Source organism: Leucobacter aridicollis, from assembly GCF_024399335.1.
Taxonomy (GTDB): domain Bacteria; phylum Actinomycetota; class Actinomycetes; order Actinomycetales; family Microbacteriaceae; genus Leucobacter; species Leucobacter aridicollis_A.
Genome location: NZ_CP075339.1, coordinates 933,684 through 946,791, shown reverse-complemented (window position 1 = coordinate 946,791; position 13,108 = coordinate 933,684). Strand labels below are relative to the sequence as shown.

The 13,108-nt window shown below is 66.3% G+C and carries 11 protein-coding genes; 4 read left to right on the top strand and 7 right to left on the bottom strand.

Annotated elements, in window-relative coordinates:
* Positions 1-90: 90 nt before the first annotated feature.
* A complete protein-coding gene (locus tag KI794_RS04180; protein ID WP_255809255.1) occupies positions 91-3,432 on the top strand; it encodes a serine hydrolase in 3,342 nt (1,113 codons plus the stop codon).
* Here the strand turns inward: KI794_RS04180 and KI794_RS04175 are convergent.
* Positions 3,429-4,838 carry an aminotransferase-like domain-containing protein gene (locus tag KI794_RS04175; protein ID WP_119283182.1) on the bottom strand — a complete coding sequence of 470 codons (1,410 nt, stop codon included), beginning with the start codon at positions 4,836-4,838 and terminating at the stop codon, positions 3,429-3,431. The genes KI794_RS04180 and KI794_RS04175 overlap by 4 nt on opposite strands.
* Between KI794_RS04175 and KI794_RS04170 the strand changes: the two genes are divergently transcribed.
* From KI794_RS04170 to KI794_RS04160, 3 genes are all read left to right on the top strand, one after another.
* A complete protein-coding gene (locus KI794_RS04170) occupies positions 4,837-5,832 on the top strand; it encodes a DMT family transporter (protein WP_255809253.1) in 996 nt (331 codons plus the stop codon). The two genes, KI794_RS04175 and KI794_RS04170, sit on opposite strands and share 2 nt — an antisense overlap.
* Positions 5,832-6,755, top strand: a complete 924-nt coding sequence (locus tag KI794_RS04165; protein WP_255809730.1) for a dihydrodipicolinate synthase family protein — start codon at positions 5,832-5,834, stop codon at positions 6,753-6,755. The genes KI794_RS04170 and KI794_RS04165 overlap by 1 nt, the downstream gene beginning before the upstream one ends.
* 222 nt (positions 6,756-6,977) lie before the next feature.
* Positions 6,978-7,517 carry a YaeQ family protein gene (locus tag KI794_RS04160; RefSeq protein ID WP_119283184.1) on the top strand — a complete coding sequence of 180 codons (540 nt, stop codon included), beginning with the start codon at positions 6,978-6,980 and terminating at the stop codon, positions 7,515-7,517.
* Between the two features lie 114 nt (positions 7,518-7,631).
* On the opposite strand, the gene KI794_RS04155 is transcribed toward KI794_RS04160, so the two are convergent.
* The 6 genes from KI794_RS04155 to KI794_RS04130 all read right to left on the bottom strand — a co-directional run bounded on the left by KI794_RS04155 (position 7,632) and on the right by KI794_RS04130 (position 13,006).
* A complete protein-coding gene (locus tag KI794_RS04155) occupies positions 7,632-8,039 on the bottom strand; it encodes a VOC family protein (protein WP_119283185.1) in 408 nt (135 codons plus the stop codon).
* An 18-nt stretch (positions 8,040-8,057) separates the two neighbouring features.
* Positions 8,058-8,489, bottom strand: coding sequence for a helix-turn-helix transcriptional regulator (locus tag KI794_RS04150; protein ID WP_255809251.1), 432 nt, complete (start codon positions 8,487-8,489; stop codon positions 8,058-8,060).
* A 118-nt stretch (positions 8,490-8,607) separates the two neighbouring features.
* Positions 8,608-9,363 (bottom strand): enoyl-CoA hydratase/isomerase family protein, encoded by a 756-nt coding sequence (locus tag KI794_RS04145; RefSeq protein ID WP_119283187.1) that lies wholly within the window; start codon positions 9,361-9,363, stop codon positions 8,608-8,610.
* A 73-nt stretch (positions 9,364-9,436) separates the two neighbouring features.
* Positions 9,437-10,825, bottom strand: a complete 1,389-nt coding sequence (locus KI794_RS04140; protein ID WP_255809249.1) for a dihydrolipoamide acetyltransferase family protein — start codon at positions 10,823-10,825, stop codon at positions 9,437-9,439.
* Positions 10,826-10,853: 28 nt separating this feature from the next.
* Positions 10,854-11,846: an alpha-ketoacid dehydrogenase subunit beta gene (locus tag KI794_RS04135; RefSeq protein ID WP_119283189.1), complete on the bottom strand. Its 993-nt coding sequence runs from the start codon at positions 11,844-11,846 to the stop codon at positions 10,854-10,856.
* On the bottom strand, positions 11,843-13,006 hold the full coding sequence (locus KI794_RS04130; RefSeq protein WP_255809246.1) for a thiamine pyrophosphate-dependent enzyme: 1,164 nt from the start codon (positions 13,004-13,006) through the stop codon (positions 11,843-11,845). The genes KI794_RS04135 and KI794_RS04130 overlap by 4 nt, the downstream gene beginning before the upstream one ends.
* Positions 13,007-13,108: the final 102 nt, after the last annotated feature.

The window sequence follows — 13,108 nt, the reverse complement described above, 5'->3', positions numbered from 1 at the left end:
CGTGACACATTCAGTTGGCCCGGCGAGCACTCAGCGCCCGGCAGGCCACCCTCAGTTCCGCCGCACACAGCACCCCCGACAGGAGACACAATGACACAGCGACGTGTTCACACCGACGAGTTTCTCGATCACCCGCTCCCCGAGCAACCCACAGTGTCGCCCGACGGGTCGCAGGTCGTGTATGTGCTTCGCAGCACGAACCGCGGTGAGGATCGCGATGAGCGGTCGCTCTGGATCGCGCCGACGGCTGGCGGCCCCGCACGCCAACTGACGCGCGGCACCTCGGACACGGCGCCTGCGTGGAGCCCAGACGGGACCCGGATCGCGTTCCTGCGCGCCCAGAGCGGCCCGGCTCAGCTGTGGGTGCTCCCGCTTGCGGGCGGCGAGGCCGAACAGGTCACGAAGCAGCCGCTTGGCGCAGGCCCGCCAGTGTGGAACGCTGCGAGCTCGAAGCTTGCATTCAGCGGCCCTGTCGATGTGAGCGCCGCGCCAAGCGATGCAACCTCCCCCTCACCGACGCTCAAGACAAAGCCGATCGTCACCGACAAGCTCTTCTACAAGGCAGACGGCTCCGGGTTTCTTGGCACAGTCCGTACCCACATCCACGTCGTCGATCTCGATGACGCCACGACGCTTCGGCTAACCTCCGGAGACTGGCTGGCAGGCAGGCCCGTCTGGTCGCCCGACGGGTCGCAGATCGCCTTCTCGAGCAGCAAGACCCCCGGCAGCGACCTCGATCTCACGAGCGCCGTCTACGTTGTGAGCACCGCCAGCGCGAAGATCGCCCCTCGCCTCGTTGGCTCAGCCATCGGGCAGCTCTCTGCGACGACGTGGTCACCAGACGGGAGCGAGATCCTCGCCGTCGGCAGCGAGAACACGCAGGTTGGCAACGCGAGCATCTTCGCCATACCCGTCGACGGTTCAGCGCCGCGCAACCTCACCGCATCGCTCGACCGCAACGTCATGCAGGGCGCGCCTGGATACCCGGGCGCGCTCCCACAGTACGGATCGACAGGCTCTGAGCTCGTGTTCTGCGCTCGCGAGAGCGGCTACACGAACCTCTACATCACCGACACCGCAGGCGGCTCGCCCCGGGCTCTCGTCGGCGGCGCAGCCAACGTTTCGGGAGTGTCAGTTTCGGGTTCGACCGCAGCGATCATTCTCGCGACCGAGACGAGCTTCGGTGAGGTCGCAATTGTCGACCTGAGGTCAGGATCGCTGACCGTACTCACCAGCTACACGCCCGAGGACTCTGGCGTCGTCGTGGCCGAGCCGCGCAGCTTCACAATCTCAGACGGCACGACTGTGCACGGCTGGCTGCGCCGCGATCCGTCGCTTGCCGGCCCGCTGCCCCTGTTGCTCGACGTGCACGGCGGCCCGCACAACGCCTGGAACGGCGCTGCCGAGACCGTGCACGCCTACCACCACGAGCTCGTCAACCGCGGCTGGGCCGTGCTCACGCTCAACCCGCGCGGCAGTGACGGCTACGGTGAGGAGTTCATGCGGGGCGTCATCGGCGTCTGGGGACACGGCGACGCCAACGACTTCCTTGAACCCCTCGACACGCTCGTCGAGGAGGGAATCGCTGACGCAAGCCGGCTCGCGATCACCGGATACAGCTATGGCGGGTTCACGACGTGCTACCTCACCTCGCGCGATAGGCGCTTCGCAGCGGCGGTCGCGGGTGGGGTCGTCTCTGATCTCGCGAGTCTCGCGGGCACTTCCGACGTCGGCCACTTCATCTCGGGGTTCGAGAACCTCTCGCTGCCCTGGGAGACCCCCGAGGTCACTGCACTCCAGTCTCCGATCTCGAAGGTCGGCGACGTGCGAACCCCGACGCTCATCGTGCATGGAGGCGAGGATCACCGCTGCCCTGTCGGCCAGGCAGAACAGTGGTTCACCGCGCTGCGCGAACAGGAGGTTCCCACCGAACTCGTGCTCTATCCGGGCGGTGCACACGGTTTCCTCTCGAACGGCCGCCCCTCGCACCGCGCCGACTGGAACCGGCGTATCGTCGACTGGGTCGTCCGCCACGTGCCCGAGCCGGGCAAGCCCGTACGCCCCGCTGCGCTCGACGCCGCACACTGGCAGCAGCGTTTCAGCGAGCTCGCGACGCTGCACGAGATTCCAGGCGCGACACTCGGAATCCTGCGCCTCGGTGAGGAGCCTGTCGTCGCCAGCCACGGCATCCTCAACGTCAACACCGGCGTCGAGACCACCGACGACTCAGTCTTCCAGATCGGCTCCATCACAAAGGTCTGGACCGCGACTGTCGCGATGCAGCTCATCGACGAGGGCAAGCTCTCGCTCGACACCCGGGTCGTGGACGTGATTCCGGGGTTCAATGTCGCCGACGAGGGCCAGGCAGAACTCATCACGATCCACCATCTGCTCACGCACACAAACGGCATCGACGGCGACAACTACAACGACCTCGGCCGCGGCGACGACTGCCTCGAGAAGTACGTCGCGTCGCTCGCTGACGCGCCCCTGAATCACCCCGTCGGCGCGACATTCTCGTACTCGAACGCCGGCTACGCGGTGCTCGGGCGCATCATCGAGATCGTCACTGGCCAGAACTGGGACGAGGCGATGCGCGAGCGGCTCTACACGCCGCTCGGACTGAAACACACGAGCACGCTTCCCGAAGACGCCCTCAGGCAACGGGCGGCGTTCGGGCACCTCGGCCGCGACGAGAACGGCCCACTGCTCGCCCCGCGCTGGTCGCTGCCGCGATCGCTCGGCCCAGCCGGGATCATCAATTCGTCTGCAGCAGACGTGCTCTCGTTCGCTCGAATGCACCTCGAGGGCGGTGTCGCGAGTGACGGCACCCGCCTGCTGTCGGAGGAGAGCGCGACGCAGATGACCGAATTCCAGGTGCCGATTCCCGACACGACCGTGCTCGGAGATTCATGGGGCCTCGGGTGGATCCGCTACGACTGGAACGGGACGAGGCTATTCGGTCACGATGGTGGCACCGTCGGGCAGGCCGCGATCCTGCGCATACTCCCGGAGGCCGGTCTCGCCGTCGTCATGCTCACAAACGGCGGCGCGATCCGTGAGGTGTACCGCGAGCTCTTCACCGAGATCCTCGAGACCCTCGGCGGCGTCTCGCTGCCCGCCGCATTCGCTCCCCCAGAGGAACCGTTCGTGACTGACGTCTCTAAGTACGTCGGGGAGTACAAGCGGGCGAGCGTCGAGATGGAAACGTTCGAGGAGGGCGGCAGACTTCGCGCCTCGAGCAGGATTACTGGCATTGCGGCGACCTTCGTCGCGCAGTCGGCAGCCGAATACGACCTCATCCCCGTGAGCGACGGCCTCTTCGCGGTCGGAGCCCCCGGCGCATGGACGTCGGTGAAGTTCTACACGCTCGAAAACGGCGACAAGTACATCCACTCGGGCGGGCGCGCAGTGCGGAAGGTGACGAACTAGCTCAAGCCCTCGAGCACGCTGCCGATAACCCTGGCGCCTTCTGGGAAGGCGCCAGGGTTCGGTCCCGAGTAGTTCAGCCTGACAAAGGTTCCCGCGGGCTCCGCCGGAAACCACTCGTCGCCGGCAGCGATAAGCACGCGTTCGTCCTCGCACGCCCGCAGGACCTCGGGCAGGTCAACGCCGTCTGGGAGCCTGAACCACAGGTTGAGGCCACCCTGCGGAATCCAGTCGAGGTGCGCTTGCGCAGCAAACTCGGCCATGCTGTCGACAAGCAGATCTCTCCGTGCGCGCAGCTGATCACGCAAGCTGCGCAGGTGAGTCTTCCACCCTGGTTGTGTGACGACGTCGAGCGCGGCAGCCTGGAGGACGCCGCTCACGTACATGGACGTGGCGGCTCGTTCAGCAAGAATCCGCTCTCGGACCGGTCCTCGCGCGATAACCCCCGCGATCCGGATCGCAGGAGAAACGCTCTTCGTAAGCGAGCGAATGTAGACCACGTGCCCCGCGTCGTCCTGCGTCGCTACGGGTACTGGGTCATTGCCAATGCCAAAATCGTGGGCCCAGTCATCCTCGATCAGAAACGCACCGTTGCTGCGAACGACCGCAAGGATCTCGCTCGCACGACTCGTCGACCACTGCGCCCCGCTCGGGTTTGAATAGTTCGGCTGCGCGTAGAAGGCCCGTGCACCGGTCTCATCGAATGCTCGTGCAAGATCCTCGGGGTCGGGGCCGTGCTGACCGCTCACCACGGGCACGACTCGCACGCCAGCCTGGGTCGCCGCGAGAATCGCGCCCCAATACGTCGGCGACTCGACAAGGAGCGGTTGCCCCGCGCCGACAAGTGCGCGGAACGTCGCGCTCAACCCACTCTGGCTGCCGGGAAGCACAACAACATCGCTCGCTGCTGGCGGCGTGATACCAATGGGCGTCGCGGCGGCAAGCTCCTGCGCGAACCAAGCCTGTAGTTCGGGGAGCCCCGCTACGGGCGAGCGAGACACCGCGACGTCGCTGCGCGCAGCCCGCGTCAGCGCTGCTCGCACGAGCCGTTCGGGCAGCAACTCGCGGTCTGGGTAGCCGGCATGCAGCGCAATCGCCCCGTGCACTGTATCGCGCATAGTCATCGAGGCTCGGGGCAGCCGAGCAAGCGGCGAGCGCAGCGCCCCAGTCTGCCAGCCGAAATCGAGCGGTCGGGCGGTGCGAACTGCGCGCACGAAGGTTCCTGAACCAGGACGGCTTTCCACGAGCCCCCTGGCGTTCAACGTTCGCAGCGCTTTCTGAACCGTTACCGGGCTTGCCCCATATTCGGCGACGAGTGAGCGCGTCGACGGGAGCTTCGCACCGGACGGAGCGTTCGCAATCCAATCGAGGAGCCCCGCGACGATTCGCGAACTGCTATCGTTATTCATGAATGATCATAGTAGCGCTACTCGCAATTCATCGCCACTGATACCGGCTCGAGTTCCGGCCCCGCCTCTCTGTTCGCAGGAGGACGAGTCCCCCGACGCGGCCAGTCGGTCCACACCCCGCTCGGGGATAGCTTGGGGACTTCTCGGCGTCGTCGCATTCTCATTCACAGTTCCGCTCACCACCGTTGCGCTCGGTGGGCTTTCTCCGCTATTTGTCGCCTCAGCCAGAGCCGTCGTCGCCGGAGCACTCGCAATAGTCGCGCTCAGTGCGACACGGCAGCGGCGCCCAAGCCTCCCCCAGTGGCTGCGGCTCGGAGCCGTCGCTCTCGGGGTAGTTGTTGGCTTTCCACTCCTCACCTCGCTTGCGCTCACGACGAGCACGGCGAGCCATGGCGCGGTGATCATCGCATTGTTGCCGGCCGCCACGGCGATGGCCGTAGTCGTGCGCACCGGCGAGCGACCCGGGACTGCTTTCTGGGTCGCAGCCGCGCTCGGGGCGTTGGCCGCCGTGGTGTTCGCTGCCCTCCAGACCGACAGCTCGTGGCAGCTCTCGTGGCACGACTTACTCCTCTTTGGAGCTGTCACAACAGCGGCAATCGGCTACGCAGAGGGCGGATTACTCGCCCGCGAGCTCGGCGCATGGCAGACAATCTCATGGGCGCTCGTGCTCAGCCTGCCCCTCATGCTCGCGCTGGCGACGGTTTCGGTACTTACCACGCCACCACACGCGACCCCGATTCAGTGGGCGGCGTTCTCCTACCTCGGTGTCGTCAGCATGTTTCTCGGATTCTTCGCGTGGTATCGAGGGCTCGAGATCGGCCCGATGGCGAAGGTCAGCCAGGTGCAGCTGACGCAGCCCGTCATGAGTATTGCGTGGGCAGCTCTGCTGCTCGGCGAACCGCTCACGCTCGCGACCGTTGGCGGCGGTCTCGCAGTCGTCGCATGTGCTGCACTGGCAGTGCGGTCGCGTATCACGGAGAGGAAGCAAGGATGATGTTCACTGGGCTCTGCGCCTTTCCGCTGACGCCGCTCCGCCCGAGCGTCGGGGCGAAGTCTGCGGCCGGCTTTGCAGTCAACGAGGCGGCGTACGAAGGGCTCGTCGAACGGCTCGCGAACGCCGGCGTCGACTCGATCGGGGCTCTCGGCTCGACCGGAAGCTACGCGTATCTGTCTCGCGCGGAGCGCGCCCGGGTCGCGGAGCTCACTGTTCGGGCGGCCGGGACCGTGCCTGTCGTCATCGGGGTGAGCGCGCTCAGCACCCGCGAGGTACTGGGGAACGTTGACAACGCGCAACGCGCGGGCGCCTCGGCCGTGCTGCTCGCTCCGATGTCGTACCAACGGCTCACTCAGGACGAGGTGTTCGGGCTCTACGAATGCGTCGCGGCCGAGCTTTCAGTCCCGCTCGTGGTGTATGACAACCCCGCGACAACCGGATTCACTTTCAGTTTGGAGCTCCACGGGCGTATCGCCGAACTGCCCCGTGTCGCCTCCATCAAGATCCCGCCCGTGCCCACAGAGGCTGACGCAGCGACCGCGACGGTAACGCACTACCGCGAGCACATTCCCGCCACAGTCACGCTGGGTATCAGCGGCGACGGGTCGGCCGCCGCGGCGCTCCTCACCGGCTGTGACGCGTGGTACAGCGTGCTCGCGGGAGTGCTACCCAGGGAATGCCTCGATCTGACGCGTGCGGCCCAGTCGGGCGACCATGCGACCGCAACCGCAATCTCTGACCGCTTCACGCCGCTCTGGGATCTCTTCGCCGAGCACGGGAGCCTCAGGGTTGTTGCCGCGGTGGCAGAGGAGCTCGGGCTCGTCGGGCCAGAGTCCCTCCCCCACCCGGTGCAGGGGCTTGGCGAGGCGGGGCGCCGCGGGGTCGCGGCTGCCCTCGATGCCGCGGGCGTGGGCCGGGCCTGACTCGGGCCTGGCGCGGCCGAGGCTTGAGCCGGGCCGGGCGCAAGCTCCCACGGAGCCGAGCCGAGCCGATCCCGCCCGACCTACCCCGCCGAACACCACTTTCCCTGCAAGACCGCCCCTTCCTGACCGTTGGTAAGGGGTACTTCTGCAGGGAAAGTAGCGTCTGGCGCAGAGGCGGGTGCGTGAGCCCGGAGTGTGCAAGCCCGGGTAAACTCGGGAACCATGGCTATCGGCGCAACCATGCACACCTTCGACATTCAACTGGCTGACGTGGATCGCGGGGTGTACGAGGATCTTTCTCTTCGGGTCGCACGGCACCCGTCAGAGACCGACAGGTTCATGATCACGCGTCTGCTCGCCTATTGCCTGGAATACGAAGAGGGCATCCAATTCAGCGCTGGCGTCTCCACCACCGACGAGCCTGCTGTGCTCGTGCGCGACCTCACCGGTGCGACGACGGCCTGGATCGAGGTCGGTGCGCCGGATGCCGACAGGCTCCACTTCGGCAGTAAGCTCGCCGAGCGCACCGCCGTCTACACACACCGCGAACCCGAGAAGCTGCTTGCGGCGTGGTCGGGCAAGACGATCCACAATGCAGATGCCATCGTCGTGCGCTCGTTCGACCTCGGCTTCATCGACGCTCTCGTCGAAACGCTCGAGCGACGCAACACGATGACGGTGTCCCTCACCGAGGGCCAGCTCTACGTCGACAACAACGGCGCTTCGGCGACAGCAGAGGTTCGGGAACACCGCATCGCATAGTGCCGGAACGCTGGGCCGGCAGGCAGAGCCGCCACGCTGAGCCTGCCGGCTGGCCCAGCGAGACATAGCGGCGGCCGGCTGAGCGGGCCGACCCCTGCAGCGGCAGGCCGAGGCTTAGCGCTGGTTGACCCTGATGAGGTTGCCCGAAGGGTCGCGGAACGCGCAGTCGCGCACCCCGTAATCCTGATCGATCGGCTCCTGGACCACGTCCGCGCCCGCGGCCTCAAGCTTCGCGAAGAAGCCGTCAAGGTCGTCAGTCGCGAGCGTGAGCGCGCCGTACGCCCCCTTGGCCATGAGGTCGAGGATGACAGACCGCTCCGCCTCGGATACGCCAGGATCAACGGCCGGCGGGTGCAGCACGATTGAGGTATCCGGCTGGCCTGCGGGGCCGACCGTGATCCACCTCATGTTTTCGTAGCCGACGTCGTTTCGCACCTCGAACCCGAGGGCGTCCCGGTAAAAGCTCAACGAGGCCTCAGGATCGGTGTGCGGCAGGAATGCGTAGTGAATGCTAATGTTCATGCGCTTAATCTACGTCGCTCAGCGTTCAGAAACTTCTCGATTCCTGACCGGTCTCGTCGCCTGCTTTGCGTGACAGGCGGGAATCCCTGCAGCCACACCTGCGCTTCCGCGCTTGTAGGCGCCAGGCGAGACCCCAACAAGGTCTGTGAACCGGGTTGTGAACGTACCGAGCGATGACACGCCGACCTCGTAACACACCTCAGTGACGCTGAGGTCTCCCCGCCGCAGTAAGGTCATCGCACGTTCGATGCGGCGCGTCATGAGGTACGAGTAGGGTGATTCCCCGAAGACACGTTTGAACTCGCGGCTGAGGTGTCCGGATGACATGTGCGCGTCGCGGGCGAGCGCTTCAACGTCGAGGGGCTGTGCGTAGTCGCGGTCTATCCTGTCGCGGACCCGGCGGATCGCGATGATCGCCTGACGGCTTGTCTCCTCACGCCCGCTTCCCATGCACTCAGCATGCCACGCCGGGCACTATCCGACCAGCCGCCTCGCGCAGGCCAAAGCAGCGCCGGTTGCCGAGTCGGCACCCAGCCAGGCCCAACGCGGCGTCGACCGCCCTGCACTGCTAGCGCGATGCGAACGCCCGGATGCGCTTGTCACCCTCGGGGCTCTCCGACGCGACCGCGATCGTGCTCGCCTCCTCGGCAAGCTGCTCGCGGAACGTGCGCTCCGGCCGGGAACGGATGAGCCGCTTTGCTTCGCCGTACGCGTGGGCGTTTTGGGCCCAGAACGCGGCGATCTCGTTCGCGCGCTCCCCCACCTTGTCGTCGGCGACTTTCTCGGCGGCCAGCCCCCACTCGACTGCTTCGCCGGCCGAGAGCAGGCGCTCCTGCAGCAGCAGTTGCAGGGCGCGGCGTTCGCCGACGGCCGCGGCGAGCTGGGCCGACACCGACAGGTCTGGCGTGAGTCCGACGCCGCCGTAGACGCTGCCGACGCGCGACGACTCACCGATAACGGCGTAATCACTCGACAGGAGGATGCCGAGCCCGCCGCCCGCAGTCGTGCCGTGGGCTGCCGCGACGACGGGCTTCGCCGACTCCGTCAGCGCGAGGATTCCGTCGTTGATGCGGTGTGCGAGCTCGCGGATCATACCTGCGCGCTCGTCCATCTGCGCCATCGCCTGCACGTCGCCCCCGGCGCAGAACGCCCTGCCCGCGGCGTCGATGATGATGGCGCGCGCGTCGTCGGACTGGGCGGCAGCCTGTGCGGCTGCCGCCCACCCCTCAGCCATCTCGTCGTTGAACGCATTCAGCCGCTCGGGCCGGTTCAGGGTGATTCGGGCGATCCCGTTGTCGATGCTCAGCAACACTGCAGTAGTCATACTGCGATCCTACGAGTGGGCACCGCGCGCCCGTCAACCAATGTGTGAGATTCCTCTGCGATGTTCAGCCGAATTAGCTCAACAGGTGTTCCGGTCGTTCAAGCACGGCTGCGATGTCTGCGATAAACCTGCTGATCACGTCGCCGTCGATGACGCGGTGATCGAACGAGCCTCCGACCGTGGTCACCATGCGCGGGCGAACCTTGCCCTTCACAACCCATGGCTTTTCTTTGATCGAGCCCATGGCGACGATCGCAGTCTCGCCGGGGTTCAAGATCGGCAGCCCGAAGTCGACCCCGAACACGCCGACGTTGGTGATCGTCACTGTGCCCTGCTGCATCTCGGCTGGCTGGGTCGCTCCCTGACGGGCGCGCTGTGTGAGCGTGCCGATCGCCTCGGCGAGTTCGAGGAGCGACAGCTCGTGCGCATCCTTGATGTTCGGCACGACGAGCCCACGGGGCGTCGCGGCTGCAATGCCGAGGTTCACGTAGTTGCGGCGGATGATCTCGTCGCCCGCCCAAGCCGAGTTCACCTCGGGGTTTCGAGCGAGCGCCCAGATCACTGCACGCGCCATGACGAGAAGTGGCGACACTCGTACGTCCGCGAACGCCTCGTTTTGCTTGAGCCGCTTGACGAACTTCATCGTGCGCGTCGCATCGACCTCGACAAACACTGAGGTGTGCGGGGCCGTGAACTTGCTCTCGACCATCGCCGCCGCGACGACCTTACGGATTCCCTTCACGGGCACCCGCTCCTCGCGCGCGCCACCCGAGACGAATCCGCTCGTCGCCATGCGAAGTTCGCCTGCCGTCGCGCCCGATCCTGAGGTGCCTGCGCCGCTCGCCGCTGCGTGCACATCGTCGCGAAGGATCTCGCCGCCCGCGCCCGAACCCGCGACCCGCGCGAGGTCAATGCCGAGGTCCTTGGCAAGTTTGCGCACGGGTGGCTTCACATACACTTTGCCCGCGGCAGGGGGCTCGGCGGTCTCGGCCGGTCCCACCACGACGAGCGGTTGCCCGCCAGGCTTGCGGCGACTCTTCACTGCCCCGCCGGTGCCGTACCCGACGAGCACGGCACCCGAGTTTTCGTCGTCCGCCGCTGCTGGGGCGGCGCTAGCTGGCTCAGCGGCGGCGGCCGCGTCAGCCGCGTGCGCCGCACCTGCGGATTCGCCCTCGGAAGAGGCCGGCTCAGCGGGGGCGGTGGCGGGACCAGGATCGGCGTCGTCGCCAACCATCCTGAGGATCGCGGTGCCCACGGGCACCGTCGTCCCGGTCTCAACGAGCAGCTCGGCGATCTCACCCTCGAACGGCGACGGGATCTCAACGAGCGACTTCGCGGTCTCGATCTCGCAGATCACCTGGTTCAGGTGCACGGTGTCGCCTGGCTTCACTGCCCAGGTGACGATCTCGGCTTCGGTCAAGCCCTCCCCCACGTCGGGGAGCGCAAATTCATTCTTACTCATGTCTTACCCTCTCAGCGCGGCGCGCTGTCTAGTAGTTCAGTGCGCGATCGACGGCTTCAAGCACGCGATCAGCATCGGGCAGGTAATGGCTCTCGTTCCCGGCAGGCGGGAACGGAGTGTCGTAGCCCGAAACCCTGAGCACCGGGGCCTCGAGGGAAAGGAAGCAGCGTTCGCTCAGCGTCGCGGCGATCTCGGAGCCGACGCTAGCGTTCTCGGGCGCCTCCTGAGCGACGACAACGCGGCCGGTCTTGCGCACGGATGCGATGATGGGCCCGTAGTCGATCGGTGAGACTGTGCGCAGGTCAATGACCTCGGCGCTGACGCCCTCGGACTTGGCGATTTCTGCGGCCTGCAGCAGGGTCGTCACCATCGCGCCGAACCCAACGAGGGTCACGTCGCTCCCCTCGCGGGCGACGAGCGTCTCGTGGAGCTTCGCGGCGGGGCGGTCGAGGCGCACCTCACCCTTCTGCCAGTACTTGGCCTTGGGCTCAAGGAAGATCACGGGATCCTCAGACTCGATCGCCTGCTGGATCATCCAGTAGGCGTCGTTCGCGTTCGCCGGGCTGACAACACGCAGGCCGGCGGTGTGGGCGAAGTACGCCTCCGGGCTCTCCTGGTGGTGTTCGACAGCACCAATGTGGCCGCCGTAGGGCAGGCGCAGCACGACTGGCATGTTCATGGTGCCGGCCGAGCGGTTTCGCAGCTTCGCAAGCTGGGTGACGAGCTGGTTCATCGCCGGAAACACGAAGCCATCGAACTGGATCTCGGCGACGGGGCGGAAGCCACTCATCGCGAGGCCGACTGCCGATCCGAGGATGCCTGCCTCGGCGAGCGGCATGTCGAGCACGCGGGCGGTTCCGAAGTCTTTCGCGAGCGCGTCTGTCACACGGAAGACGCCGCCGAGGGCGCCGATGTCTTGCCCGAGCAGCACGACGTTGTCGTCCTTGGACAGCGCCTCGCGGAGGCCTGCGTTGATCGCACGGGCGATCGCGAGTGATGTGGTCTCCTGTGACTGGCTCATGAGGCCACCTCCTCTGCGAACGACGCTTCGTAGGCGTGCATCCAGGTCTGCTGTTCGTCGATGCGCGGGTGCGGCTCTGCGTAGACGTAGTCGAAGATCTCGTCGGGCTTCGACGCGGGGAGCGCGAGGATCTCCTCGCGGACGACGCGCGCGTGAGCGGCGGCTTCGGCGTCAATCTCTGCGATCGTCTCGTCCGTGACTCCGAGTGAGCGGAGGTATCCGGCGGCACGGGCGAGCGGATCCTTCGTCTTCCACTCTTCGAGCTCTTCGTTCTCCCGGTAGCGGGTCGGGTCATCGCTCGTTGTGTGCGCGCCAACGCGGTAGGTCAGGGCTTCGATGTAGCCCGGGCCGCGGCCCTCACGCGCGTCGCGCATGAAGCGGCGGCCGACGGCGTAGGAGGCGAGCACGTCATTGCCGTCGATCTGCACCGACTGAATACCGAATCCGAGCGCACGTCGGTAGAGCGGGGTGCGGCTCTGGCGGGCCACTGGAACCGAGATCGCGTACTGGTTGTTCTGCACGACGAAGACGACTGGAGACTGGTAGCTCTGCGCGAAGACGAGCGCTTCGTTTGCCTCGCCCTGGCTTGTGGTGCCATCGCCGTAGAAGCACATCACGCCACGCTCAGTGCGGGTGCCGGCCTCATTCGGATCCAGCGCGGTGTTTCCGGCCTTGCGTTTTGCGTCGAGCAGCATGCCGAGCGCGAAGCCCTGCGCGTGCTGCGCCTGCGCGCCGAGCACGACTGTGTAGAGGTGGAAGTTGCCGTTCTTTGGGTCGTTGACGTCCCATCCGCCGTGTGTGAGCCCGCGGAACTGGGCCGCGAGATCGAGAAACGGTACCCCGCGGACGTCGGCGACGGCGTGCTCTCGGTAGGTGGGGAACAGGTGGTCGTCTGGTTCGGTCGCGTACGCGAGCCCGACCTGACAGCCCTCCTGGCCAAGGTTCGGTGCCCACAGCGCGAGCTGGCCCTGACGCTGGAGGTTTGTGCACTCTGTGTCGAAAGCACGGCTGCGGGCCATCGACCTGTACCACTCTTGGACTTCTTCAACAGCGAGATCATCGATCTCGCTGAGATACTCCGCCGCACTCTCGTTCGGCGCAAACGTTCCGTCTGCGTCGAGAAAGCGAATGGGTTCTGGATCATGGATATTGATCCCCATTGACGTTCACGCTCCTTGTTTGGGATTGCTCTGGTGGTACTCGGAGCACTCAGTGGTGCTCAGCGCCTCGGCAACAAAGATGCGTCGTCTTCGCCGTCGAAG

Coding starts and splice junctions, on each gene's coding strand:
- KI794_RS04180 (WP_255809255.1), top strand. CDS start 91: ATGACACAGCGACGTGTTCACACCGACGAGTTTCTCGATCACCCGCTC.
- KI794_RS04170 (WP_255809253.1), top strand. CDS start 4,837: ATGAATGATCATAGTAGCGCTACTCGCAATTCATCGCCACTGATACCG.
- KI794_RS04175 (WP_119283182.1), bottom strand. CDS start 4,838: ATGAATAACGATAGCAGTTCGCGAATCGTCGCGGGGCTCCTCGATTGG.
- KI794_RS04165 (WP_255809730.1), top strand. CDS start 5,832: ATGTTCACTGGGCTCTGCGCCTTTCCGCTGACGCCGCTCCGCCCGAGC.
- KI794_RS04160 (WP_119283184.1), top strand. CDS start 6,978: ATGGCTATCGGCGCAACCATGCACACCTTCGACATTCAACTGGCTGAC.
- KI794_RS04155 (WP_119283185.1), bottom strand. CDS start 8,039: ATGAACATTAGCATTCACTACGCATTCCTGCCGCACACCGATCCTGAG.
- KI794_RS04150 (WP_255809251.1), bottom strand. CDS start 8,489: ATGGGAAGCGGGCGTGAGGAGACAAGCCGTCAGGCGATCATCGCGATC.
- KI794_RS04145 (WP_119283187.1), bottom strand. CDS start 9,363: ATGACTACTGCAGTGTTGCTGAGCATCGACAACGGGATCGCCCGAATC.
- KI794_RS04140 (WP_255809249.1), bottom strand. CDS start 10,825: ATGAGTAAGAATGAATTTGCGCTCCCCGACGTGGGGGAGGGCTTGACC.
- KI794_RS04135 (WP_119283189.1), bottom strand. CDS start 11,846: ATGAGCCAGTCACAGGAGACCACATCACTCGCGATCGCCCGTGCGATC.
- KI794_RS04130 (WP_255809246.1), bottom strand. CDS start 13,006: ATGGGGATCAATATCCATGATCCAGAACCCATTCGCTTTCTCGACGCA.